The 26,232-nt window shown below is 34.2% G+C and carries 23 protein-coding genes and 1 pseudogene; 15 read left to right on the plus strand and 9 right to left on the minus strand.

Annotated elements, in window-relative coordinates; all coding sequences use genetic code 11:
* Positions 1-50 precede the first annotated feature (50 nt).
* The 4 genes from AC1RP1_RS01180 to AC1RP1_RS01195 all read right to left on the minus strand — a co-directional run bounded on the left by AC1RP1_RS01180 (position 51) and on the right by AC1RP1_RS01195 (position 3,303).
* Positions 51-809, minus strand: a complete 759-nt coding sequence (locus AC1RP1_RS01180) for an ABC transporter permease (protein ID WP_481760951.1) — start codon at positions 807-809, stop codon at positions 51-53.
* The gene (locus AC1RP1_RS01185; protein ID WP_481760950.1) at positions 802-1,458 is read right to left on the minus strand and encodes an ABC transporter ATP-binding protein; all 657 of its coding nucleotides are present in this window, start codon (positions 1,456-1,458) and stop codon (positions 802-804) included. Before AC1RP1_RS01185 ends, AC1RP1_RS01180 begins: the two co-directional genes overlap by 8 nt.
* A 152-nt stretch (positions 1,459-1,610) precedes the next feature.
* A complete protein-coding gene (locus AC1RP1_RS01190; protein ID WP_481760949.1) occupies positions 1,611-1,958 on the minus strand; it encodes a VOC family protein in 348 nt (115 codons plus the stop codon).
* Positions 1,959-1,977: 19 nt separating this feature from the next.
* Positions 1,978-3,303 carry an MATE family efflux transporter gene (locus AC1RP1_RS01195; protein ID WP_481760948.1) on the minus strand — a complete coding sequence of 442 codons (1,326 nt, stop codon included), beginning with the start codon at positions 3,301-3,303 and terminating at the stop codon, positions 1,978-1,980.
* A gap of 311 nt (positions 3,304-3,614) precedes the next feature.
* Between AC1RP1_RS01195 and AC1RP1_RS01200 the strand changes: the two genes are divergently transcribed.
* Positions 3,615-4,922, plus strand: a complete 1,308-nt coding sequence (locus AC1RP1_RS01200) for a sialate O-acetylesterase (RefSeq protein WP_481760947.1) — start codon at positions 3,615-3,617, stop codon at positions 4,920-4,922.
* Between the two features lie 62 nt (positions 4,923-4,984).
* Here AC1RP1_RS01200 and treC read toward each other — a convergent pair whose 3' ends face one another.
* Positions 4,985-6,631 (minus strand): alpha,alpha-phosphotrehalase, encoded by a 1,647-nt coding sequence (treC, locus tag AC1RP1_RS01205; RefSeq protein ID WP_481760946.1) that lies wholly within the window; start codon positions 6,629-6,631, stop codon positions 4,985-4,987.
* Between the two features lie 17 nt (positions 6,632-6,648).
* Entirely contained in the window at positions 6,649-7,371 is a 723-nt protein-coding gene (gene treR, locus AC1RP1_RS01210; protein ID WP_481760945.1) for a trehalose operon repressor, read from the minus strand.
* 195 nt (positions 7,372-7,566) lie between these two features.
* On the opposite strand from treR, the pseudogene AC1RP1_RS01215 reads away from it, so the two are divergent.
* Together AC1RP1_RS01215 and AC1RP1_RS01220 are read left to right on the plus strand one after the other, a co-directional pair.
* A pseudogene (locus tag AC1RP1_RS01215) lies at positions 7,567-9,560 on the plus strand (PTS sugar transporter subunit IIABC).
* A 205-nt stretch (positions 9,561-9,765) separates the two neighbouring features.
* Positions 9,766-11,793, plus strand: a complete 2,028-nt coding sequence (locus AC1RP1_RS01220) for a copper-translocating P-type ATPase (protein ID WP_481761140.1) — start codon at positions 9,766-9,768, stop codon at positions 11,791-11,793.
* 54 nt (positions 11,794-11,847) lie between these two features.
* On the opposite strand, the gene AC1RP1_RS01225 is transcribed toward AC1RP1_RS01220, so the two are convergent.
* A complete protein-coding gene (locus AC1RP1_RS01225) occupies positions 11,848-12,753 on the minus strand; it encodes a proline-specific peptidase family protein (protein WP_481760944.1) in 906 nt (301 codons plus the stop codon).
* Between the two features lie 165 nt (positions 12,754-12,918).
* On the opposite strand from AC1RP1_RS01225, the gene AC1RP1_RS01230 reads away from it, so the two are divergent.
* Together AC1RP1_RS01230 and AC1RP1_RS01235 are read left to right on the plus strand one after the other, a co-directional pair.
* Complete coding sequence (locus AC1RP1_RS01230; RefSeq protein ID WP_481760943.1) at positions 12,919-13,911, plus strand: biotin--[acetyl-CoA-carboxylase] ligase; 993 nt, start codon at positions 12,919-12,921, stop codon at positions 13,909-13,911.
* Positions 13,898-14,422 carry a biotin transporter BioY gene (locus AC1RP1_RS01235; protein WP_481760942.1) on the plus strand — a complete coding sequence of 175 codons (525 nt, stop codon included), beginning with the start codon at positions 13,898-13,900 and terminating at the stop codon, positions 14,420-14,422. Before AC1RP1_RS01230 ends, AC1RP1_RS01235 begins: the two co-directional genes overlap by 14 nt.
* 52 nt (positions 14,423-14,474) lie before the next feature.
* Here the strand turns inward: AC1RP1_RS01235 and AC1RP1_RS01240 are convergent, their stop codons facing one another.
* On the minus strand, positions 14,475-16,898 hold the full coding sequence (locus tag AC1RP1_RS01240) for a Xaa-Pro dipeptidyl-peptidase (protein ID WP_481760941.1): 2,424 nt from the start codon (positions 16,896-16,898) through the stop codon (positions 14,475-14,477).
* 154 nt (positions 16,899-17,052) lie between these two features.
* Between AC1RP1_RS01240 and AC1RP1_RS01245 the strand changes: the two genes are divergently transcribed.
* From AC1RP1_RS01245 to AC1RP1_RS01275, 7 genes are all read left to right on the plus strand, one after another.
* Positions 17,053-18,654 (plus strand): peptide ABC transporter substrate-binding protein, encoded by a 1,602-nt coding sequence (locus AC1RP1_RS01245; protein WP_481760940.1) that lies wholly within the window; start codon positions 17,053-17,055, stop codon positions 18,652-18,654.
* Positions 18,655-18,787: 133 nt separating this feature from the next.
* Positions 18,788-19,891 carry a YibE/F family protein gene (locus AC1RP1_RS01250; protein ID WP_481760939.1) on the plus strand — a complete coding sequence of 368 codons (1,104 nt, stop codon included), beginning with the start codon at positions 18,788-18,790 and terminating at the stop codon, positions 19,889-19,891.
* A complete protein-coding gene (locus tag AC1RP1_RS01255) occupies positions 19,888-20,640 on the plus strand; it encodes a YibE/F family protein (RefSeq protein WP_481760938.1) in 753 nt (250 codons plus the stop codon). The genes AC1RP1_RS01250 and AC1RP1_RS01255 overlap by 4 nt, the downstream gene beginning before the upstream one ends.
* 60 nt (positions 20,641-20,700) lie before the next feature.
* Entirely contained in the window at positions 20,701-21,372 is a 672-nt protein-coding gene (locus AC1RP1_RS01260) for an MIP/aquaporin family protein (RefSeq protein ID WP_481760937.1), read from the plus strand.
* Between the two features lie 108 nt (positions 21,373-21,480).
* A complete protein-coding gene (locus AC1RP1_RS01265; protein WP_481760936.1) occupies positions 21,481-22,656 on the plus strand; it encodes a cation:proton antiporter in 1,176 nt (391 codons plus the stop codon).
* 133 nt (positions 22,657-22,789) lie between these two features.
* Positions 22,790-23,629, plus strand: a complete 840-nt coding sequence (locus tag AC1RP1_RS01270) for a pyridoxamine kinase (protein ID WP_481760935.1) — start codon at positions 22,790-22,792, stop codon at positions 23,627-23,629.
* A 1-nt stretch (position 23,630) separates the two neighbouring features.
* Positions 23,631-24,173 (plus strand): ECF transporter S component, encoded by a 543-nt coding sequence (locus AC1RP1_RS01275; protein WP_481760934.1) that lies wholly within the window; start codon positions 23,631-23,633, stop codon positions 24,171-24,173.
* A 49-nt stretch (positions 24,174-24,222) separates the two neighbouring features.
* Here the strand turns inward: AC1RP1_RS01275 and AC1RP1_RS01280 are convergent, their stop codons facing one another.
* Positions 24,223-24,402: a hypothetical protein gene (locus AC1RP1_RS01280; protein ID WP_409021673.1), complete on the minus strand. Its 180-nt coding sequence runs from the start codon at positions 24,400-24,402 to the stop codon at positions 24,223-24,225.
* Between the two features lie 174 nt (positions 24,403-24,576).
* Between AC1RP1_RS01280 and AC1RP1_RS01285 the strand changes: the two genes are divergently transcribed.
* From AC1RP1_RS01285 to AC1RP1_RS01295, 3 genes are all read left to right on the plus strand, one after another.
* Entirely contained in the window at positions 24,577-25,131 is a 555-nt protein-coding gene (locus AC1RP1_RS01285; RefSeq protein ID WP_481760933.1) for a guanylate kinase, read from the plus strand.
* 78 nt (positions 25,132-25,209) lie between these two features.
* Positions 25,210-25,650 (plus strand): Fur family transcriptional regulator, encoded by a 441-nt coding sequence (locus AC1RP1_RS01290; protein WP_409021670.1) that lies wholly within the window; start codon positions 25,210-25,212, stop codon positions 25,648-25,650.
* Positions 25,651-25,719: 69 nt separating this feature from the next.
* Positions 25,720-26,214 carry a hypothetical protein gene (locus AC1RP1_RS01295; protein WP_481760932.1) on the plus strand — a complete coding sequence of 165 codons (495 nt, stop codon included), beginning with the start codon at positions 25,720-25,722 and terminating at the stop codon, positions 26,212-26,214.
* The last annotated feature ends 18 nt before the right edge of the window (positions 26,215-26,232 follow it).

The following is a 26,232-nucleotide window of genomic DNA, read 5'->3' on the forward strand; positions in this document are numbered from 1 at the left end:
GTATAAGGAAAACTTATACATATGGCTATTTTAGTTGATTGATATTTAATTTATCGTAGTTGCTTCTTATCATTAAAAAATTGTTTATATGAAAGATAACAAACACTAATTGATGAGATACTTGTTGCTGAAAGTAACATGAAAGTGACCATGATTTGGTATTTAATCGCAAAGACAGGATCAACACCGGCGAAGATTAACCCAGACATCATTCCAGGTAAACTAACGATACCAACCGTTTTAGCTGAATCAATAGTAGGCGACATCCCTGTTTTGATACTTTCACGGATAATAGGGTATGCTGCTTGTTTGAGATCTGCACCGAGTGCTAGTTTTTCTAAAATCTGTTGGCGTTGATCACGGAAATTACTGTTAAGGTTACGGTAACAAAGACCAATCGCAACCATTGAATTACTAGCAATCATACCAGTAATTGGAATAATTTGTGAAGGAATAAATTTAAGCGTTCCAGCTAGTAGTAAAAGGCCAAGTGTAACGGACGTACTACAAAAAATGGCAATGAACGAAATACGAAAACTATGTGGAATTCCTGCGCTTTTTTTATGTGCACTATACGCAGCGTTAAAGAAAACAATGAACATCATAACTAAAGTTAGAATAATATTATTAATATTAAAGACGTACTTTAAAATGTATCCGACGATGACTAATTGGATAATTGCACGAATGACACTATAAATAATATCTTTTGCTAGGCCTAATTTTTCTTTATATACAATTCCTAGTGAGACAAGTACTAATGAAAAAGCGAAAACGAGAGAAAGATTATTAACGGCTAAATTATGCATGTCTAACCTCCGTTATTTTTCCGGCCTCGATATTAATTAATTGATCAGCCAGTTTTATTTCATTATCATCATGAGTAACAGCGATAATAGTGATTTTATTTGAGTCATTTAAACGATTAATTAATGCGTGTATAATGTTTTTACTTTCTGAATCTAAAGCACTTGTGATTTCATCAAGCAGTAAGATTTTGGGTAAAAAGATTAAATTACGAATTAAGGCAACACGTTGCTTCTCGCCACCAGATAGTTCATTTATTGATTTCTGAAGATAACTGCTGGGTAAGCCTACGGATTCTAATTCAGAAATGGCACGAGATTCATCGAAGTCTTGCTTACGAACGATATAAGGAAACTCCAGATTGTCTTTAACGGTTTCGCCGAATAAAACGGGGGTTTGGAAGCAATAAGAAACAATCCGACGATATTCGATTGGGTCATAACTGTCAATTGATTTTTCATTGAACTTAATATCACCAGATGTTCTTGAAATTAAACCAGCGATTAATTTCAAAACGGTACTTTTACCGCTTCCAGATGGACCGGTGATTGTTAAAAAGTCTCCAGGGTTTACTTGAAAAGAGATGTGGTTCAAGATTGATTGGTTACTAAGTTCTAGTGAAATATCTTGTAAATCAATAATAGGTTGCATAGTAGGACCGCCTTTCTGATATAACTCATTTTCAGATTACCATGTTTAGCTGTGGGAATAAAGAAAAGTATTTTAGAGAATCTAAGCATATAGATTTAAAAACCTAATAGTAGTAAAAAAGCTAACATCGCTTAGATGTTAGCTTAGTAAATCTATTTCTGATAACTAATTAATTCGATTATATGCTGATCTGGATCTGAAATTGTAATCGATTGTGCATTTTTAACATCTTGCTTTTCAATCGGGCCAGAGATAATAGTCACAAAATAATTTTTCAAGTGATTTTCCATAGCGGTCATTGAATCACTAACGACGAAACTAAGTGTCATTGGAATAACATTAGTTGATGGCTCAAAAATAATTTTTTGATGGCCAAAATGAACAGTAGGTAACTCACTATTTTCAATCATAGTCATATCAAAAACTTCATGATAAAAACGTAAACTTCTTTGGACATCAGTTACGGGAATTGTGATTGCTTCAAAACGTTTAACTTTCATAAAATAAGAAACCTTCTTTTTATTGTTTTTTAATTTGTTTATTAAAGAAACTGAATAGGAATACAGTACTGATGACGACAATGATTAATTCTGTGACGGGTAAAGCAACCCAAACACCAGTTAAGTTGAAGAAGTGGGCAAAAATAAATAATAAGCCTAGTAGTAAGACATAACCGCGCAAGATAGCTAGAATAAGTGCATGTTTGGGTTCGCCAATCGCTGAGAAAAACATGCTAAACACAACATTAAGGGATGATCCAAATAAGCTTAAGAAGTAGATTGGAATGCCTATTTCAGCATAATGGATTAACTCTTGGTTGTTACTATTATTGAATAATGCAATAATAGGATCTTTTTCAAAGGTCAATGTAAGGTATAAAATTGTGCCAATAATAAAACTAACAATTAACCCAAAACGTAATATTTGCTTAACTTCTGGCCAATTCCGAATTCCAAATTCTCGACTGAGTAAAGGCTGAATTCCTTGGGCAACACCATTAAAAAGTGATAAAGCGACTAAGACGATGTTTGCGATAATTCCATAGGCTGCGACAGCTGTATTTCCCGCTAAACTTAAAATGACAAGGTTGAAAGCAAAAATGCTGACACCTGTACTCATTTCAGTTAGAAAGACAGGGAACCCGAATTGAACAACTTTTTTTATTGTCTTAAAGTGAATAGACGTTCGTTGGAGCGTTAAAAGACGTCCTTCCTTTTTACGATGGAAGGTTAATATAGCTAAAGCAACAATTGGAGAAACAGCAGTTGCCATTGCAGCACCACCCATACCAAGATGTAATGGGTACATAAAAATATAATCAAAAATGATATTGAATAAACTAGATACTAACATGGCAACCATCGATAAATGTGGATTATTATCGTTTCGAATGAAACTTAAAACGAGATAATTACAAGCAAAGAATGGTGCAGCTAGCAAAATATAAGTTAGGTATTCAGCAGCTAATTTGTAAGTTCCTGCGTTTGCACCTAAAAAATAGAGTAAAGGTTTCATGAATAAAAAGCCTAAGACTGAGAAAGCTAGGCCGAAAATAATCCCAACAATTAAAACCTGTGTGAAAATTTTTTGACTCGCTTTTTGATCCTTAATCTTTAAAATAGAAAATAAAGTTGCACCACCAATTCCGAGTAACAACCCGACGCCATTTAATAAATTAAAGAGGGGTAATACAATATTTAAAGCCGCTAAACCAGTTGTTCCAACCGCATTAGCAATGAAATATGTATCTGCCAGAAGATACACAGATAAACCTAAAGTACTTAAAACGTTCCGTGTGACGTAACCTGAAAGTTCACGACGGATAGAAACCGTTTGATTATTCATTTTGAGCTCCTTATCGGTACCTATTTTTTATAATCTTATAATAATGGACAATAAAAAATAGGTACCAACATCCTTCATTAAAAAATGGCCTCTTGGATGTGATAACTATTATTTTTGTAAAACCCGGCGATTTTACACTGTTTTGACTGTCTTTATTCTAGCAACTATTATTCAAAATAGCTAGGACAAACAACTAAATAATAGTCAAAGTAGCTGACTAATCCATTTGATAAAAAGTCGATAGAGGCTTATCTTATGTTATAATTGTAAAGGATACTTAATGGACAGCGACTAGAAAGAAGGGTTTAACAGTGGCAACAACATTGCGATTAGCACCACTATTTACTAATCATATGGTTATGCAACAAGATCAGACAACACGTTTTTTTGGTTATGCAGAACCCAATCAAGAAGTAACTGTAACGATTTCAATGGGCGGTAGCGAAGATACAATTGAAACAGGAATTGCTGATGATACAGGATACTTTTTAATTGAAAGTATCTCATTTTTAGCACCTACAATTGTGACCGTTCTAGTTAAATCAGGAACAGATAAAATAATTTTACGCGACGTACAATTTGGAGATGTATTCTTGATTGCTGGACAATCAAATGCTAACTTCAAAATGGCTAAAGATGATGAATTTGATCATAATAAAACAATGCCAATGATGAATTTACGTTTTATCAATATACCTGAAAAGCAATCAACAGAAGAAAATCCATGGCAAATTGTTGATGAAGAAAATATTGGTAACGTTACAGCATTAGGCTATTATATGGCTAAGAAGGTTCGTCAATATGATGAATACACACCAATTGGCCTTGTATTATGTGCTAAAAATGGGACTTCAGCTGCAAGTTGGGTATCAGAAAGTACACTAATAAATAACGAGACTTTAAAAGCAGCTTATGTTGATACTAAAATTCCAAGTTTAGAAGAATCCGATAATTTATACGATACGATGTTATCACAAGTGGGTCCTTACCGATTTAAATTGTTAACTTGGTATCAAGGTGAACGAGATGCAGGAATAGATACAAAACATTATGGGTTACTTTTGAAAAAATTAATCCGTGAATGGCGCAAAACGCTTAAACAAAATAAATTACCAACTTATATTATTCAGTTACCACAATATAATCATAAGATAGCTAATTCATGGGCTGAAATTCGCGATGCACAACAAAAGTTTGCAGCAACAGAAAATCGGGTTTACTTAGTTACAGCTATGGATGAAGATTCAGCTAACGAGATTCATCCAAGTAGTAAAAGACAATTAGGTTATCGTGTAATCGAATTATATTCTAATTTTGGTAAATTCGATGAAATGCAAACAAGTCCACAATTATCTGAAATTTCAGCTGATGTAAAACAAATGCGTCTTAACTTTTCAAATTGTGAACAACTTGAAACAACAAATGATATTGATTTAAAATGGATCATGCCAGGGGATGTTTTAAAACCTGCAGTGATTGATTTAGGTACAAATGATATCAAGATTCGATTAGAAGAAGAATCAATTGGCTTACAGTATGCATATGCAAATGTAACTTCTGCCGGCTTATGGAACGAAAACCATATTCCAGTTAGTCCTTTTAAAATCTACTTTGATTAATCTTAATAAGTTCTAAATAAAGCAGCCTTACAATTTAAAATTGCAAGGCTGCTTTATTTTAGTTAGTCAATCAAAAAGGCAACTGACTGATATGGAGCTAACGTCATAGCTGTTTCTAATTTGATATCGGTTGGATAATTATTGATGACAGTTGATATTTCCCCGGTAAATGCAGGTAAAGTAATCGTTGTCGTTGTACCATAGAAATTATTTAAAACAATTAAACGTTGATTTTTTAGTATTCTTTGGTAAGCAAAAACTTGAGTATCGTCCATTAAAAGAGGTTGATAATCACCAACAGAGACAATTGGCAGAGTCTTACGTAATTTAATTAGTTGTTGATAGTAATTAAATATTTCGCCGCGTACTAATTCATTTTGAACGTTGACGATAGACTGATTCATTGGCATCAACCATGGTTTTTCAGCTGAGAACCCTGCATACTCAGAGTTATTCCATTGCATGGGAGTACGACTATTATCACGAGATTTTGCTTGAATAATGTCTAAGGCTTCAGTTTCACTGAGTCCTTTCGCTAATAATGTTGGGTAAATGTTTTTGGTTTCAATATCATTATAATCAGATAAATGCTGATATTGAGGATCGCTCATCCCAATTTCTTCTCCCATATAAATAAAAGGCGTTCCACGTAATAAATGAATAGTTGTCGCTAGCATTTCGGCAGATTTTTCACGAAAATGGACGGGATCACCAAAACGATTAATAGCACGAGGCTGATCATGATTATTCCAAAATAAAGCGTTCCAACCATGACCAGCTGTCATACCTAATTGCCAATCATTTAGAATGTTTTTTAAACTCATAAAGTCAAAAGGCATCGTCGTCCATTTATTTCCATGGGTATAGTCAACTTTTAAATGGTGGAAGGTAAAGACCATTGATAACTCGTTGTTTTTGCCTAACGTGTATTCAATACAATTATCGATTGAAGTAGAAGACATTTCACCAACGGTCACAGCATCAGGGTCTTGACCAAAACTAGATTCGTTAAGTTCTTGTAGATATTGATGAACTATTTTTTTATCTGTATACATAAGTCTACTATCAGTACCATAAGGTGCATCAAGTAAATTGACATCTTTACCGATGACATTGATAACGTCGAATCGGAAACCTTTAACACCTTTGTTGCGCCAAAAATTAACAATCTTGGCCATTTCTTTTCGAACTGCTGGATTATGCCAATCTAAGTCTGCTTGAGTTGGGTCGTAGAGATGAAGGTAGTACTTACCCGTATTTCCGAAAGCTTCCCATGCAGGACCACCAAATTTAGAATCCCAATTAGTTGGAAGCGAGCTATCTGGTTTTGCTCCACGAATATAATAGTAAGCCATATATTTTGGATCACCTTTTAGCGCTTTTTGGAACCATTCATGTTCAGTTGATGTATGGTTAAAAACCATATCCATCATGACATCGATGCCTACAGATTTTAGCTTGGTAACAAGTTCATCAAAATCAGCCATAGTACCAAACTTAGGATCAATATGATAATAATCTGAGATATCATAGCCATTATCATTTTGTGGTGATATGAAAAAAGGATTAAACCAAATCATATCAATATTGAGTTGTTTTAAATAAGGTATTTTAGCGATAATCCCTTGTAAATCGCCCAGGCCATCATTGTTACTATCATAAAATGATTTTGGGTAAATTTGATAAATAATTTTATCTTCAAATGTCATCGTTATTCTCCTATTAGTTATATTTTCTTCGTCCGTCGTGCAAAATCAACAAAACTAAAACGATCTGAGCGGTGAATAGCTTCGGTAATCTGAAATAAACGACTATCTTGTAAATAGGTTTCACTTCTTATGACAACAACAGATTCTGTTTTTGGAATGTTTAATAATTTTTGGATAGTTGTATCTGCTGGTTCAACTGTAATTTTTTTAATAGCATAACTGATTTCTAAGCCTAATTTATTTTCAAAATAATCATAAAGCGAATTTTGGGCAACTGCTAAAGGTATCTCAGGTACGATATCTGAAAGTATGTAGTCACGATCAATAACACTGGGTTCATTTTTAACAAGTCGTAGACGTTCAATAAATGTCGCTTTATCGCCAACAACAGACTTAGGTGCAAAACTCTCTATAGGAATAGTTGTGACAAGTAACTGTCTAACTTGTGTTTCCGAATTCATTTGAAGAGACTTATTCAGTTCCTCATATGAAGTAATACCTGAGACGGGAAAAGCGAATCGTTGAATATCTAAAACAAGCGATCCTTTGCCTCGAATTTTTTGAATATAGCCATTGGTTAGTAAATTTTGGAGAGCCTTTCGAATTGTTTCGCGAGAAGTACCGTATAAATGGCTCAATTGAATTTCACTAGGTAGGAATGTTCCTGATGCGTAAATATTATGTGTGATTTTAGTGACAAGATCTTGATAAATACCTAAATGTTTATTTTGGTTCGTCATAATAGTCACCTCCAATGATAAGGTTATTTTAACATAAACATTCTAGTCTATACAAGTATATATAAATGTTAATTTAAAAGAAAAGAAAGCGTTGACATCCTGTATAGACAGGTTTATTATAAGGATAACTTGAAAACGCTTAATCGCTGTAAGCGAATCTAGTTAAATAAATTAAAAAAAATGGGGGAGAGAACAATGTCGATTTTTAAAAGAAAACAAAAGGTAAATGATGATAAGTTTTACGCACCAGCAACTGGGGAGTTAATTGATTTAGAAAATGTGAGCGATTCTGTTTTTGCTCAAAAATTAATGGGTGATGGCTTCGGATTTAAACCAACCGCAGGGGAAATTTATAGTCCAGTATCTGGAACTATAACATTGGTTGCATCAACAAAACATGCTATCGGATTCACGATGGATAATGGACTTGAAATTTTATTACACATGGGTGTTGATACGGTTGATTTAAAAGGTGCACCATTTGATATTAATATTAAAAAAGGTGCTCGTGTTCATGGTGGTGAATTACTTGGGACTATGGATTTAACACAAGTTTCTGAAGCACAATTAGACAATGTTTTAATGGTAGTAATTACAAATACACAAGATAAATTAGACAAATTAACATTATCGGAACCACAACCTTTTGAAGGTGGCACGGAAGTGGGATCTGGTACTGCAAAAGGGGAGGAATAGTTATGGCAAAAGATTACACACAATTAGCTACAGACATTATCAAACAAGTCGGTGGTAAAGAGAATATTAAGAGTTTAATCCATTGTATTACGCGGTTACGATTTTACTTAGTTGATGAAAGTAAAGCAGACGATGAAGTGATTAAAAATTTAACAGGTGTAATTGATGTTCGTCATGCTGTTGGACAATATCAAGTTGTTATTGGACCAGCTGTTACTGATGTCTATGATGCAGTTATTGCACAATTAGGAACATCATACGCAGGTGGCGAGGTCGATGCTGCCGATGATGCACCAGCTGAGGAAAAACCAACAACATTCCGTGGAAAATTGAATGCTGGATTTAATACTTTGATTGGTGTTATCACAGGTTCTATGATGCCAGTAATTGGATTATTGGCTGCTAGTGGTATTTTAAAAGGATTACTTCAAATGGCTGTCGATTTTCGTTGGACAGAAGCCACATCACAGACTTACATTTTCTTATCAGCCATGGGAGATTCAGCATTCTATTTCTTACCTATTATTGTTGGATTCACAGCTGCACAGAAGTTAAAATCTGATCCAATTATTATGGCTATTGTTGGTGGTGTCTTGGTATATCCTTCACTTTTTGGTATTGCAACAGGAACAAAAGTGTTTGGACAACTTTTGGGGATGTCATTAAATACTAACTTATTTGGGATTCCAATTCATATGGTTAACTATACTTACAGTATTTTCCCAATTATTGCTGGAGCATGGTTAGCACATTATGTTGAAAAAGGACTCAAAAAAGTTATTCCACAAGTTTTACGAATGATTTTTGTACCATTGTTAGAAGTTATGATCGTTTCGGCCGCTATTATCATTATTGTTGGACCTATTATTACGTTAATTAGTACAGGTATTTCTATTATTTTAAACACAATTTTAACAGCAAACTACCCAATTGCAGGTTTTGTTATTGGTGGATTATATCAATGTTTAGTTATCTTTGGTTTACATTGGGCAGTTGTTCCTTTAATCGCAAACGATATTGCTTCAAAAGGCTACAGCTACTTAAATGCAATTGTTTCAATTACAATGGTAGCTCAAGGTGCTGCTGTAATGGCAGTTATGATTAAATCAAAAATGGCTAACATTAAAGAATTATCTGGTGGTGCAGTTATTGCAGCATTCAGTGGTATTACAGAACCAGCTATTTATGGGATTACCTTAAAATATGGGCGTGTCTTCTTAGCAGCTAATATTGGTGGTGCAGTTGGTGGATTAGTAGCCGGACTATTAAACGTTAATATGTACGGATTTACTGGTTCATTAATCGGATTCCCTTCATTCTTTACACCTTTAAAGTTTGGTGGAGGAATGAGTAACGAAATTAACTTTTGGATTGCATCAATTGTTACAATAATCGTAGCATTTGGTTGTACTTGGGTCTTTGGATTTAAAGATTCCGATGTACTTGCTGAAAAAGAAGTTAACCGTCGTAAAACAATTGGTAAAGATGCATAGAATTGTAAATTAACTAAAATGTTTATGTGATTATATAAAAATGTCAAAGGGATATTTATCTCTTTGACATTTTTTTTGTAACAGATAAATTATTTGACTATCTAAGTTTACAAGTGTAAACTAAAAATATAAATTAATGGAGGCGGTATAAATGGATCACAAAGATATGAAAGAAATGGATCACATGAATATGAATCATAAGGATATGAAAAATATGGACCACATGAGTATGGATCACATGGATATGGAAGGAATGGACCACGATCAAATGAACATGGGTGGGCACATGATGCATATGGGAAATCTAAAATTGAAATTCTGGATTTCTTTAGTTTTAGCAATTCCTATTGTTTTAATGACACCTATGATGGGGATTAACTTACCCTTACAGTTTACTTTCCCTGGATCTGATTGGGTTGTAGCACTTATTGGTACTGGATTATTTTTCTATGGCGGTAAAACATTTTTAGATAGTGCAAAGATGGAGCTTGCAGATAAAAAGCCAGCAATGATGACCTTAATCGCAATGGGTATTAGTGTGGCATACTTGTATAGCTTATATGCTGTTGTGATGAATAATCTTGTAGATCCAAGTCATCATGTTATGGATTTCTTCTGGGAGTTAGCAACGTTAATTGTCATTATGTTGTTAGGTCATTGGATTGAAATGAACGCTGTTATGTCAGCAGGAGATGCTGTTCAAAAATTAGCACAACTCTTACCTAAACAAGCACATATCGTTAGAGAAAATAAAAAAATTGAAGATGTTGATTTAACAAATGTTCATGTTGGAGATATTCTGTTAGTTAAAGGAAATGAAACGATTCCAGCTGATGGAACAATTATTTCTGGTAAAACAAGCGTCGATGAAGCTATGATAACTGGTGAATCGAAACAAGTTGAAAAAGTAGTAGATGATGAAGTCGTTGGTGGATCAGTTAATGGTAATGGAGAAATCCAAATGACTGTAACGGGAACTGGTGAAACAGGTTACTTAGCTCAAGTTGTTAAATTAGTCACAAAAGCGCAGTCAGAAAAATCAGATACGGAAACGTTAGCTGATAAAGTTGCGGGATATTTATTTTATGCTGCCATGACTGTTGGTATTTTAGCATTCATTGTATGGTTAATTACAGGGACATTTAGTCAGGCATTATCAATTCTTGTAACTGTTCTAGTGATTGCTTGTCCACATGCTTTAGGTTTAGCCATTCCATTAGTTGTTGCGAGAAGTACTTCTTTATCAGCTAAAAATGGCTTATTAATCAAAAATAGAAATGCGCTAGAAGTTGCACACACAATTGACACATTACTTGTTGATAAAACAGGAACTTTAACTGAAGGTCATTTCGTGGTAACCGGATATAAAACATTTACTGATCAGTTTTCTGAATCAGAAATTATCGGATTGATGGCGTCGTTAGAACGTGGATCGACACATCCTTTGGGTAAAGGAATCATTCAAAAAGCAGAAGATTTAAAAATTGAGATTCCAACTGCAAGTGAAACACAACAAATTAATGGTGTTGGATTAGAAGGACATATTAACGATGATGCATTCAAAATTGTTTCTGAAGCTTATGTTAATAAACAACAGTTATTAACGGATGAAATGGCTTCTGACAACGAAGGAGATTCAATTAGTTATTTAATTCAAAATGAAAAAGTGATTGGGTATGTTGCTCAAGGGGATCAAATTAAACCAGAATCATTTGGTTTAGTCGAAAAATTAGAAAAAATGAATATCAAAGTGATTATGTTAACTGGTGATAATCAACAAGCTGCTGATAAAGTTGGTGCAAAACTAGGTATTGTAGATGTTCGTGCTAACTTAATGCCTGAAGATAAGGCTAAAATTGTTAGTCAGTTAGAGGGCGAAGGACATAACGTTATCATGGTTGGTGACGGTATTAATGATGCGCCTAGTTTAGCAAGTGCAACAATAGGGATGGCAATTGGTTCAGGTACGGATGTTGCTGTCGACTCTGCAGACGTTATATTAGTTAAAAGTAATCCGATGGATATCATAAAATTTTTGAAATTAAGTCGAAACACAAGATTGAAAATGATTCAAAATCTTTGGTGGGGTGCAGGTTATAATATTATTGCATTACCATTGGCTGCCGGCGTTTTAGCACCAATTGGCTTTATTTTAAGTCCATTAGTGGGTGCAGTTGTGATGTCGTTAAGTACAATTGTTGTTGCAATTAATGCAATGATGTTACACGATTAAGAGATAAAAAAATACCACCGTTGATAGTAGTTATCAATGGTGGTATTTTTTAATTTAATCTTTAAAATTGTCGTTTTCAACATCTGATAAGAAGGTACTTAAATGATCAAAGTAAACAGGAGCGTTATCGATCATATGATGATGACCACCCTCAGGAGTTGTTTCAAGACGAGCATGTGGAATTGTTTCTGACATTCTTTTAGCTGTTGCTAAAGGCATTGTTTCATGTTCGCCAAATGTGATTAATGTTGGGACAGTAATATTTTTAATGCGGTCACGAGTAGACCAGTCTTTTAATTTACCAGTCACAACGAATTCATTGTTACCTTGGAAGTAATTATAAACGGGTTCAGCCATTGTGCTTACTAAATGAGAAATTTGGGCTGGCTTTTTACGATCAACATAGCCGTCATTTAAAATATCGACATAACCTTGGTAACGGTCATTATCAAGATCGTTATTTTTTTCACATTCTTGCATGTAGGCAAGCGCATCAGCATCCAATTCTTTAGCACGAATAGCATTAACGTTTGCTAAATATTCGTTAATATCATCAGTCATACTTGAGATAATAGCACCTTTTAAATGGTCACCATATTTTAAGGCGTATTCTTGAACAAGAGCACCACCCCATGATTGACCAATTAGGTAGAAGTTATCTAAACCTAATTTAATACGGACTTCTTCAACTTCATCAATGAAGTAATCAATATTAAGAAATTTATCAACATTTTCTTGTTTAGTAAAATCTGGTTGATCAGAATACCATGAACCGAGTTGGTCATACATTGAAACCTGAACGCCAAGAGGTGCTAATTTTTCAGCAAAATTTTCGTAATATTCATGTGTACCACCAGGCCCACCATGTAGACAAAGTAGTTGGATATCACCTTGTCCTTCAGTATGAGTCCAGAGATGATAACCATTATCTAACGTAATAATTTTCGTTCCGTATGCCATATTAATCCACCTAATTTCTTAAGAATAGATTAATCATAGCACTTTTATGATTATTTACCAGAATGAAAGTGAGGATGGTATTTTTTTAAGAGTGTTAGTTGCATATTTTAGTGAGTTAGCTTAAAGTTATGTTAACTAATAAAATTAAAAGGTTAACGGTGTAAAATGAAAACTAAAGACAGTATTCTAAAAATATTAGCTGGACAACAAGATACTATTATTTCGGGAGAACTATTGGCTGAAAAACTTGGCGTTTCGAGAACTGCTATTTGGATGGCTATTAAGAGTTTACAAGAGCAGGGTTTTGACATTAAGACGATTCCACAAAAAGGATATAGTCTAAATGATGGTAATCAGTTGAACGCACAACTAATTCAATCTTATTTAACAACTGACATGATGCAAATTGAATTATTTGATGAAGTGACATCTACCAATGTATTGGCGAAAGAGCGTTCAAGCCAGCCCGATATACAGGGTCCACTGTTAATAGTGGCCAATAGTCAAACAGCAGGATATGGTCGATTTGGTCGAACATTTGAATCACCAGAAGAGACTGGGATTTATATCAGTTATTTATTGAGAATTGATCAACCTATCAAAGATGTTGGTCAGCTAACGACAGCAACTGCCATGGCGGTTAGTTATGCTTTAGAAAATAAATTGAAAATTCAACCACAAATAAAGTGGGTGAATGATATTTATTATCAAAATAAAAAAGTCTGCGGGATTTTAACGGAGGCTGTCACAGATTTTGAAACGCAGCAAGTGACAAGCTTAGTTATAGGGATTGGGCTAGATTTTAAAACAGACCTTAAAAAATTATCTCCAGAGTTACAAGATAAAGTGGGTTCATTAATTGATGAATCGAATAATGTCACACGGAATGAGTTGATTGCTGAAATTACCAATCAATTTATCCAAATCTATCAGAATTACCAAAATGGTGACTTCATGAATGATTATCGTAAACGGTCACTAGTTATTGGACAGACAGTTACTTTAAAAAGTGGTCATCAAGAAATTATTGGTACAGTTGAAACAATTAAAGATGATGGACAGTTGGTATTGAGAGATAAAAATGGGCAAATAACGACTTATATGGCTGGTGAAATTACAAAGGTGAATGTGGAAGGCTTAACAAATGGGACAAAATAAACAGTTAAAACAATTAATTATAGCAGCAGAGTTAGCAGCCGTTTTGGGTGTTTTATCCCAGTTAACCATTCCATTGGGGCCAATCCCGTTAACGTTACAAACCATTTTTATCGGATTATTATCGAGTTTGAGACCGGTTCAAGAAGGATTAAAAGCGGTGGGCATTTATCTCCTATTAGGATTAATAGGAATCCCAGTTTTTGCTGGATTTCATTCGGGACTTTTTTCTTTAATTGGACCAACAGGTGGTTATTTATTTGGTTTTTTAGCCTATATTATCTTAACGGGGCTGTTTTTAAAATGGTATGGTAATGGTCGTTGGCAGTTGTACATGGGGAATTTATTAGGTGCTAGTGTGCAATTAGTTTTAGGAGCAATCTGGTTAATGGTTTACCAACAAACCTCGATGCAACAAGCATTTTTAATAGGTATTTTACCATTTTTGATTGTTGGATTTATTAAAGTTATTTTTGTGTGCGAATTGTCTCATTACTTAATACGTAGATATTGATAAATAAAAAAAGAAAATCATCAATAATTTTTTTGATGATTTTCTTTTTTATTTAGAATAATGATACTGTACTAACAGATTGATAAGGAATTTTAAGACGCGAATTAGCTAAGTTAATAGTATAACTATCTGAATCGTTATTTCGTAAAGTCATCCCAAAATCTGTTGCGTAAATGATTAATTCAATCTGATGACCTTCCTTAATGTGATAGGCAGTTGGTTGTAAATCAAAATCTACTGTGTTGAAAGTTCCTGGAAGGACAGAATCATTTTGATAACGATTTGTCCTATTTTGTAAATTGATATGACCTTTGGAAATCATTTTCCAAGGAGTTTTTGTGGGATTTTTAGTAAATTCAACCAAATCATCTTCACGCCAATGAAATCCCATATCTAAAGATTTTCGTTTGAGAATGGATGGCACGGGGGTGAGTCTATTTTCTTCACCATAATCGATAAGCATGCAACTAATGAGCCCTTTTGTTTGTAGTGCTGCAACAGACAATTTTATGTGAGCAGAACCGGAAATAAACAGCGGTTCTGTTAATGGTTCTGAGATTAATTGGATTCTATTTTTAGCCATTTCTGTTTCTTTAGTTGAAACTAAAGCTTGATTCCAAAGATGATTATCTCTGACGTAGTTGTTAAAAAGGTCAGTTGGTAAGTTATCTTTGAAAGTAGCAAATTGGTGAGCATCTGATGTGACTGATTGTGTTAATTTATTTTGTTGGAAATGATAGGATTGGGTAGGAGAATCCGGGTCTGCCCAATCATCATAAGTGTGCCACGTTTCAGCTTCTAGGTTATCTTGTATGGTGACATTGGGAATAAGTGTCTCAGCACCATTTTCGATATTATAAAGTTGATTTGATAACCATAAATTCATCATATCAGTGAAATCTAATGAGCGAAAGTTATTGATATAGATATGTTTACCTTGGTGTAAGAATAATTTTTTAACAATAGGTAAAGGACGTAATGCTTGCCAAAGTTGTTCAACTTGGCGAGGTTTGACGTTCCAATCATTTAAACCATGGACCATAACAATATTTGCTTTGATATTTTTAGTTTGGTTTAAATAATTACGTTCATCCCAAAATTTATTGTAATTACCAGATGCACGGTCTTGTCCTATAGATAATCGATTCATAACTTTGTCAAAGTAGTCTTGAATATTAGCGTAGTCGGCGGCATCTTTTTGGCGACTTAAACAAAGCGCAGCTAAAACATCTGCATCTTCACCTTGGCAAGCTTCAGGCGCGACGACTAGTCCATTTTCACGATAATAATCATACCAACTTGAAATAGCGGCTTCAGAAATGATTGTTTTTAAGCCGGATACACCAGTTGTTGCAGCTGCAGTAGCAAGCGTACCAAGGTAAGATTTACCAGTCATAGCAACGTTACCATTACTCCAAGTGGCTTTAATTGATCGATTATCGAGTTTATTTGTGAATGCTTGCCGATGTCCCGTTAGCCATTCAATAATGGCGACGGTTGATACCGTTTCTTCAACACTCCCACAAGTACGAATACCATCTGATTCTCGAGTACCAATACCAGCTGCATAGACGATTGCAAATCCTCTAGCTAGCATGTAATCGTTGAATGTATACGAAGATTCACGGCTAAAGGTTTGCTCAGTTTCTGTTGATTCTGAGAGGATTGATCGTGGTTCGGGTAAGTTGGATTTCTGATAGTTATAGGTGATATCAGATTCAGTTAATTCAGTAACTGGTTTTTCGGTAAGCGGGATATCAACGTTGCGCATTAATTCAGAATCATCATTTGTGCCTTGATTGTAAGGACTTGCTGTATAAAGAATAGGTACTTTTAGTCCGGATGTAACTAGTGGTCTTAAAATTTCTGTTTTTAATAAATCACGTTGACCATCTTGGTCAGTATCTAATGGGGCTTCAACGTAGACGACTTCACGAATCAGTTTAGTTGTATCAAAAACAGGTTGCGCTTTTCCATTGAAAAATAAAGGTTTCGCATCTTTATAAAATGAAACAAAGTACCCTTTATTTGCTAGTGTATCTGTGAAGACTTGGCCATTTTTGGTATGTGTTGTCAGTAAGAGATACCATGCGGACCAAAAATCATTAACGGATTCAATAATTTCAATAGAAGGTAACTGAATTTTAGCCATTGCCGTAAATGGGTCATCAATTTTGAAATCGACATCGACTTCAAATTCTAGTAACTGTAATGCAACATTATAAAAGATAACAGGTGTTAATTCCTTTTTTGTAGTAAAAAATTCATAAACAGAAATGGATTCTGTCGCTAATAAGGACATCATTTTTTGTTGTTTCGCACCGATTGTTTGATAGTCGATGAGAATTTTATTGAGTAATTGTTCAAATAAATGTGTAGGATTGGTTTCGGAGGCTATATACAAATTAATAGCTTTAAGTTCTTTTATTTGTGTCTCAAAAGTAGGTGTATAGTTAGCAAATTGATTATTTTTCATAAGTCAAAAACTTCCTTTCAGAATTGAGTAAGACACTGGGTTAAGTATAGCTTAAATGTAAAGTTGGTTGAAATGATACGTCTTTATTGACAAAAAATAAGTAACTAGGTAAAGTTAATCACATTAAGGTAACTAAAAAAGGAGAGTGTCTAAAGTGAGAAGGAAAATTGCGGTAGTTTTAAGTATCATGTTTATAGGGGTGCTAGCTGCTTGTTCAAAAACAGCGACGAAAGACGATAACATATTAAAAGTGGCTGTAACTGATCAATTAGGCACTTTAGATTCTACTAAATACAGTGATACATTTAGTGTTGAAGCAATACAAAACGTTTATGAAGGATTGTATACGTATAATCAAAAAAATAAACCAGTGTTAGCTGCAGCAAAAAGTGTGACGGTTAACAAAGCAAAAACAGTTTACACCTATAAATTAAGAGCTGAGAACTGGTCAAATGGGACTCCTGTTACAGCAAATGACTTTGTTTACGCTTGGCAAAAACTAGCAAATCCTAAAACAGCATCACCTAATTCACAACGAATTGATATTATTAAAAATGGGTTTGCTATCCGAAATGGCAAGATGGCCGTTGATAAGTTAGGTGTTAAAGCGCTGAATAAAACAACATTAGAAGTTACTCTGGCACAACCAATTAGCTATTTACCAGAAGTATTAACGGGTGCACCATTTGTACCTCAAAATGAAGCTTACGTTAAAAAACAAGGTAGTCAATATGCAACGGATTCACAACATATGATTGTGAATGGTCCTTATAAATTAACTGATTGGGAAGGAACTAATAACAAATGGTCATATGTTAAAAATACCAGTTATTGGAACGCTAAATCAGTTAAGTTAGCTAAAGTTGACGTTCAAGTTGTTAAAGATGGTGCAACTGCTGGCAAGTTATATCAAACAGGGAAGATTGATTTCTCAATGTTAGCAAATGATTATGTTAAACAATATAAGAATGAAAAAGGGTTCGCAACACGTAAAACACCAATGATTGGTTATTTAGGTTTTAATACTAAGCGTGAGGCAACTGGTAATAAACATATTCGTAAAGCAATTGCGCTAGGATTTAATAAAAAATTATTAGCTAGCAAAATTCTTAATGATGGTTCATCTGCATTAAATGGAATCGTCCCAGCTAAATTTGTGTCAAATCCGATTAATGGGGAAGATTACCGTAAAGAAGCAGGAGACTTGCTTGCTTTTAATAAAAAAGAAGCTAAAGCAGAATGGGAAAAAGGACTTAAAGAGATCGGTAAGAAGGACTTAACAATTGAAATATTGGGTTCTGATACGCCAGAAGCTAAACAAGTGATTGAATACTTGCAAGCGCAGTTAGAGAGTAACTTACCTGGATTAAAAATTAACGCACGTAATATTCCAATTAAATCGCGATTAGCAGCAACAACGGCTTACCAATTTGATATCGTTTATGGGACATGGACACCAGATTATGCTGATCCAATTAACTTTATTAATGATGGTGGCGCTTATCATTTAAATACCGATTACAAAAATGCACAATATTTAAAAGATATCGATCAGTCTAAAAATGAATTTGCAACAAATCCAACGAAACGTTGGAATAGCTTGATTGATGCTGAAAAGCAATTGGTCGAAGAAGATGCTTATACAGTACCTGTTTTCCAAGGTGCAATGGCCTACTTATTGAACCCAGATGCATCCGGATTACACATTAACCCATATGGAACGACATTATTTTATCGTGACATGTCTATTAAGTAGATAATAGTTAGCTGTTTCAAAGCTTTATAAAGTTAAAATAAGATAGATTAAAGTCTGGCCTTTGGTCGGACTTTTTTTGTTGTAAAATGTTAAACTGGTGGAAGTGTATTAATAATAAATGAGGTGTGAACCCATGAAAAAGTTACTTCAGAAGAACATTATTTTAATTCTAACGATTATTATCGGTGGCATACTCGTAATAGGTGTTAAATTTGATCAAGCACTGTATTCAGATACGATTGTTAAAATAACACAGGTTAAGGATGAAAAAACTGAAAAAGTAACAGATGAATTTGAAAATAAAGATACACAGACTAAACAAAAATTATTTGGAACTGTGATGAATGGTAAGTATAAAGGGCAAAAAATAAGACTACCAAATACATATTCTTCATCTCGCGCAAATGATCAAAAATACCAGAAAAATGATCAAGTATTTGTAACGATTAATCCTCATAAAAGTGGATTAACTGGTATTATTGATGGGTTCAAACGAGATGTCGTCGTGGCCATATTAATTTGGATTGCCGTTAGTATGCTGGTAGGATTTATGCAGTTTAGTGGCATGATTGCTGTATTAAGTATCGTCTTAAATATGATTATTTTCTTTTTAGCCATTAAATTTGAAATATTCGTTAATATTACGAACTTCTTTTGGATTTTCGCAGGTATTGCTCTAATATTTGCAGTACTGACCTTGAGTTTGGTAATTGGCTTTAATCGACAGATGCTGGTCACGTTATTGGCAACTTTGACGGGAACTAGTTTATCGTTAATCATTAGTGTCATTATTTTAAAACTGACAAATGATCAAGGGATGCATTACGAAGCTCTATCTTATGCAACGCAAGCGCCAAAGGAACTATTCCTTGCTGCCACACTACTAGGTTCTCTAGGGGCTGTCATGGATGAATCGACAGATATCGTTGCAACACTATTTCAATTAAAAAAAGAACAACCAACTATTTCATCGAAAGAACTTTTTAAATCTGGACGTGAGGTTGGACAATCGATTATGGGACCATTAATTAACGTCTTATTCTTAATTTTTATTGCTGACATTTTCCCACTTGCCGTTTTGTACTTTAGAACGACCAATACAATTGGCTATACTTTTTCATGGACCATGGCTTTAGGAGTTGTCCAAACATTAATCAGCGGTATTGGGATTGTCATTGCGATACCTGTCGCAAGTTTTTTTGCAAGTCGATTAATCAAAGGGGATGACACATTATGATTACAATTGGTTGGTTAAGTGCCATTTTATTTGTCTTAATGGTCATTGTTGGAGGAATGAATGGTGTTCGTTCATTTTTAAGCTTATTTTTTAATTTTATCATGTTATTTTTTACGATTATTTTAATTACGGGAGGATTTCCGCCGGTAGCAGTGACCCTAATTAATGGCATTATTATTTTAGCTATTACGATTTTTCTTGGTGATGATAATGTGCAAGTTACTGAAACTGCTTTTTATGCTTCGTTAATTGTTCTGGTTATTCTCGTTCTTTTGATTATTCCAGTTGAACATTTTGCTGCAGTTCAAGGTTTTGGTGCAGAAGATAGTGAAGAAATAGAAGCATTTTCGTTATTAGTAGGCGCTAATTTTATGCAAATAGCGATTTCAACAGCTATTTTTAGTACTTTAGGCGCAATTGCTGAAGGTGCGATTGCAATTTCGGCTGGCTTAAATGAGATTATTGAACAAACACCAACAATTGATTTAAAAAAGTTATACGCAGCTGGTATTAGTATTGGTAAACATATTATTGGAACAACGTTTAATACACTATTTTTTGGTTTCTTTGGTGGCTTTTTAGCGCTATTTATTTTATTAGTACAGACGCATGCTACATTCGCAGATATTATAAATGATAAAATTTTTGTTGCAGAATTAATAATGATTTTATTTTCTATTATAGGTGTTATTCTAGCGGTTCCAATTACAGCATGGGTTTTAATTCAAAAATTAAAAATAAAAAAATAATTGAAATGAGTTTATGGTTATGTGTATAATTAAGAGATACTAATATAGGGGGATTTAAAATTGAATTATAAAAATTATATTGCTGAATTTATCGGCACATTTTTCTTGGTATTATTTGGTACAGGGGCAGTTACGTTAGGTAACGGTAGCCCACTTGTTATTGCACTTGCATTTGGTTTAGCTATTACATTGATGGTTTATGCTATTGGACCTGTTTCAGGTGCACACATCAATCCTGCTGTTTCATTAGCAATGTACATCAACAAGCGCATGTCATTGACTGATATGGTTGCTTACTGGGTTAGTCAAATCTTAGGTGCGATTGTAGCATCTAGCGTGGTTAAGATGATTATTTCATCAATGACAGATACATCAAAAGTTGCTGATGGTTTTGGTTCAAATAGTTATGCAACAATTCCTGGTGGTATGGCATTTTTCGTTGAAGCCTTATTCGCATTCTTATTCATCTTTATTATTTTGATGGTTACGAGTGAAAAATTTGGTAACAGTAATATTGCTGGCTTTGTGATTGGTTTAACATTAACAGTACTTATCTTTGTTGGTTTACCACTTACAGGGGTTTCAGTTAACCCTGCTCGTAGTATTGGACCTGCACTTTATGCCGGTGGCGATGCACTTTCACAACTTTGGGTATTTATTCTTGCACCATTAGTTGGTGGTGCTATTGCAGCATTCGCAGCAAAATATATTTTTAACAGTGAAGAAGCTTAATTTAATTAAGTGAATCATAAGCAGTGAATTCCGAGAGGGAATTTGCTGCTTTTTATTTTTAATGTATGTTATGGTTAATATAGATAGTGACAAGTGAGAGGAGAAATAATGGCATTTTTAGGAACGATTTGTTTAGTATTAGTGGCAACATCAATTGCGGGTCATGTCAGCACACGAATTGGTGTTCCTAGTGTTATCGGGCAATTATTAGTTGGTGTTTTACTTGGACCAGCAATGTTGAATTGGGTCCATTCAGATCATTTATTTGCGATGTTCGCAGAAATTGGTGTGATTATTTTAATGTTTATGGCGGGATTAGAAAGTGATTTAGATCTACTTAAAAAGTATTTAAAACCGGCCTTATCAGTTGCGACTTTAGGTGTTGTCTTCCCTATCTTAGTTGTCTATTACTTTGGTCGAATTTATAATTTTGGATTTGAATCGGCTTTATTTTTAGGTGTTATCTTTGCGGCAACGTCAGTTAGTATTTCCGTCGAAGTCTTGAAAGAATTAAAACGATTAGATTCAAAAGAAGGTGCAACAATCCTAGGTGCGGCCGTTGTGGATGATATCTTAGCTGTTGTTATTTTAAGTGTATTAGTTAGTGTATTTGGTAATATTACAAGTACCGGTGATAGCGCACAAGCTAACATTTGGATTGGCTTCTTATTAGAATTTGTTTACTTCATTGGTATTTTAATCCTATTCAAGTGGGTGGCGCCTTTCTTGATGAGATTAAGTGAACGATTATTAGTTGGCTCATCGATTACGATTATGTCACTGGTTATCTGTCTAGGTATGGCCTACTTAGCTGACTTAGTGGGGTTAAGTGCTGTTGTTGGTGCCTTTTTTGCAGGAATTGCAGTGGCACAAACACCGTATAAAAAAGAAATTGATGCCAATATTGAACCAATTGGTTATGCAGTCTTTATTCCAATGTTTTTCACGAGTATTGGATTAAGCATGTCATTTGATGGATTTATGAAAAATATTTGGTTTATCGTTATTTTAACGATTTTGGCCGTCCTCACAAAATTACTAGGTGGTGGATTAGGTGCTAGGTTACTTGGATTTGATTTAAATAGTGCATATGTAATCGGTGCGGGGATGATTTCTCGTGGCGAAATGGCTTTGATTATTGTCCAAATTGGGTATACCGCACACTTGTTGTCGACGGAATACTATTCGGCAGTTATCATGGTAATTATTATTTCAACTATCGTAGCACCGTTTATGTTAAAACATGCGATTGGTCGACAAAATAAAATTGAATTGAAGAAATAGTTGAACTGTTGAGGAACTAGCCTAGTGCTAATTTTTCAACAGTTTTTTATTTTTAAATGGTTACTAAATATCGCTATTCTGGCGTATTCATTTTATAATGAATTAAATAACTTCAAATGAAGAAGGTGGAATAATGAAACAATTATTGATTGCACAAGATTTATCTAGTGTTGGTGGTGTTTCATTAGGGATTGCGGTTCCTGTTTTAGCTAGTTATCAACAACGGACGACAATATTGCCAACAATGTTATTAAGTAGTCATACAGGTGGATTTGGAGTACCAATGAAGGTAGACATCTCACCATTTATAAAAGCTTTTGAAGAACACTGGGCAACTATTCCAGTTCAATTTACGGGCGCATATTTGGGCTATCTAGGGACGGCAGAAAGTATTAAAATGATGGGGATTCTACTAGATAGGTTATCTGATGATAAAGCACTCACCGTTATTGATCCAGTTATGGCTGATCACGGCACGTTATATTCAGGACTGACAAACGACTATGTAGAAGAATTAAGCATGTTATGTTTAACGCAAGCAGATTTAATTTTACCCAATTTAACAGAGGCTTACTTATTGGCAGACTGTAATTATCAGGAAAATCCTAGCGAGGCAGAAATTAAAAAGTTACTAACACGTTTATTAAAGAAATTAAATTTAAAAGCGGTTATAATTACAGGAGTTACAAACCAGAAAAATCAAATTGGTGTTGTTTTTCTAACAAAAGAAGGCGAATCAGGTTGGGTATTAAAAGAACAACGTGAGAATCATTATTTTGGGACAGGAGACTTGCTAGCAAGCTGCGTAGTGGGTGAGTTAATGAATGGTCATTCACTAAGGGAAGCATTGGAATTTGCAGTAGAAGTAACATGGAAAGCGATGAGTAATTCTGATAATGAAGGACTTGATCAAAGGTTAGGGGTTAATTTTATGAGTATTTTACCCGATATTAACGATAGAATGGAAAAATAAAATGAGAAATGAAAGATTAAGAAGCATTATTTTAGCGGGATTATTTGCGGCAATTATTTATATAGGTATCTCAGTTTTTAGAATACCAATCCCAGCTATGGTGGGAAAACCATTTATTCATTTCGGTAATTCACTAGCAGCATTGGCCGTGATTTTTTTAGGGTTTAGTTATGGCACAATTGCAGGAGCGATTGGTCTGGGATTATTTGATATTTTGAATGGTTATGCAGATACGTCATATTTTACTGTACTAGAAGTAGTGGTTATTGCATTACTAATTACGGTTGTTACGAAAGGATTAAAAAATTATCATGGTAAATATTGGATTATCATTATTGCTGCAACGGCAGGAATTGGTAAAATAGGAACATCATATTTAGTTTCGATTGGTGAAGCAATGATTAAAGGTGTTAGTTTTAATGTCGCCGCTGTTCAGGCGTTTTTAAGTTTACCTGCAACTGTTGTTAATTCAATCTCGACAATTATCATTGTTAGTTTATTATACGTACCCATTAAGCGATTGATGGTAAGGTTTAATCGGTAAAAAAGTCCAAATAAAAAAGGGTTGATGTGCGTGAGCTCACATTTACCCTCTATACAAATTGTCCAGATTGAACATATTTCATTTCTGTTGATAAGTTGGAAACGGCTGTTTCGATTGTTACCCCAGAACCTGAAATGGCTGGATTATTTTTTGAACTAGCAATAAAGATTTGTTTTTCAGTGTCTAAAGAAATCGTATACCAGTTTTTACTAAATGTTCCAAATTTCATAAGTGTGTATCCTCCGTATTTCTATATCTTACTACCATGAAAGCGCATTCTACTTTCTTTAGTAGAAGCTTAGTATAGTACGTACATAAAATGAATGCAAGTCATTTGTTTTATATTAACCAAAAATTTTTTAAATAATATGAAGAAGTCTAAAAACGATAAAGGGATGATTTAATGCAAAAACGAATATTCGTGATCACGGGTGCTCCGGGAACAGGTAAAACGACGATTAGAGACTATCTAACCAAGCAATTTGATGCCAAAAAGGTGATTACTCACACAACTAGGCAACCAAGAGTTAATGAAAAAAATGGTCGCGATTATTATTTTGAATCCGATGAAACTTTTTTTAATTTTCATTATTTAGAACATGTTGAGTATGATCGCCATTACTATGGTTCATCAAGAGAAGCGATAGATGCTGCTTGGTCAGAGGCAAAAAATGCGACAATTGTACTCGATACGGCAGGTGCCATCACGTATTCAAAAGAATTACCAAAAGAAACAGTTGTCTTATATTTGTCTGTATCGGATAATCAGATATTACAAGATCGGTTAATTAAACGGGGAGATACGATTCGAAATCGAAGTTTACGCTTAGATTCTGGTGAAGCAAAACGAGACATGAAACTTCCAGCAGATCTTGAAGGTATAGCACATGTCATTATTAATGACGATTTAGTTGACGCAAAGAAACAGATTGATCAGTTAATTCAATCATTAGGTTAAGAGTGATTGCTTTTTTTAGTTGATATGGTATTCTTCTTAAAGAGTAACCATTATTATTTAGAAATGGAGATAAGCCTTTTGACTGAATTAATTGATGATGCATTGCATATACTAAAAGAAAATAAATATAAAATTACGAAACAAAGAAAAAGTTTATTAACGTATTTAAGTCAGTATGAGGAAGCTTATGTTGACGTTACAGTTGTGGATGACTATATGAGAAATAAATATCCAGGGATGAGTCATAATACAATTTATCGAAATATCAAAGAATTTAAAGAAATGGGTCTTGTTGAGCAACGGATGAATGGTGAACGAGCCTGTGTAAAATATCAATGTGATTTTAGTCACAAACATCACCATCATTTTATTTGTACTTCTTGTAGTAAGGTGGTTGAACTTGATAGCTGTCCGCTAGATTATTTTGTAAAACAGTTACCAGGTTACAAAATAGAAGAACATAAATTTGAATTACATGGGATTTGTGATGAATGCCAAAAAAAATTATCGAAAAATTAAGTTTATCTTCGAATAAACTTCAATAACAAATGGTTTAATGGAAAAAGTACAAAATTGGAGTGAGAGTTAATGGCATATAGAACGCCACCATTTATAACACCTTTTGCAATTGTTTCTATCGTACTTGCATTGGGCGCAACTAACGTTGTTGTTAACAAAACAACGAATACAAACGAAGGAGCAACAGTTTCTTCAGTAGCTTCATCACCGTCGGAAACTAAACCTAAAGTAGACGATAATTCGAGTTCCAAAGAAGTAAGTTCATCTTCTGAGACGAGTTCTTCTGATTCGTCCTCTTCATCAGAAAGTTCAAAAGATGAGTCTAGTAGTTCAAGTGCTGCCGATGAAACATCAAACAAATCAGCAAGTACAAGTGCCGATAATACAACGGATGATAAGAGCGCGGAAACAAGTACCGATGACACAACTGATACAAGTACAGATACTGATACAAATGCGGATAAAGCTAGCTCGGCAACAAGCACAAGTAGTAGCGTGAAGAATACTAAAACGGTAACGACTGACAAAGCCAAAGCCAGTGCAGAAACGACAAATACAGACTAAGGATTAGGAGGTAAATAA

It is taken from the genome of Dellaglioa sp. CoH-56-MRSF-13 (genome assembly GCF_056782095.1).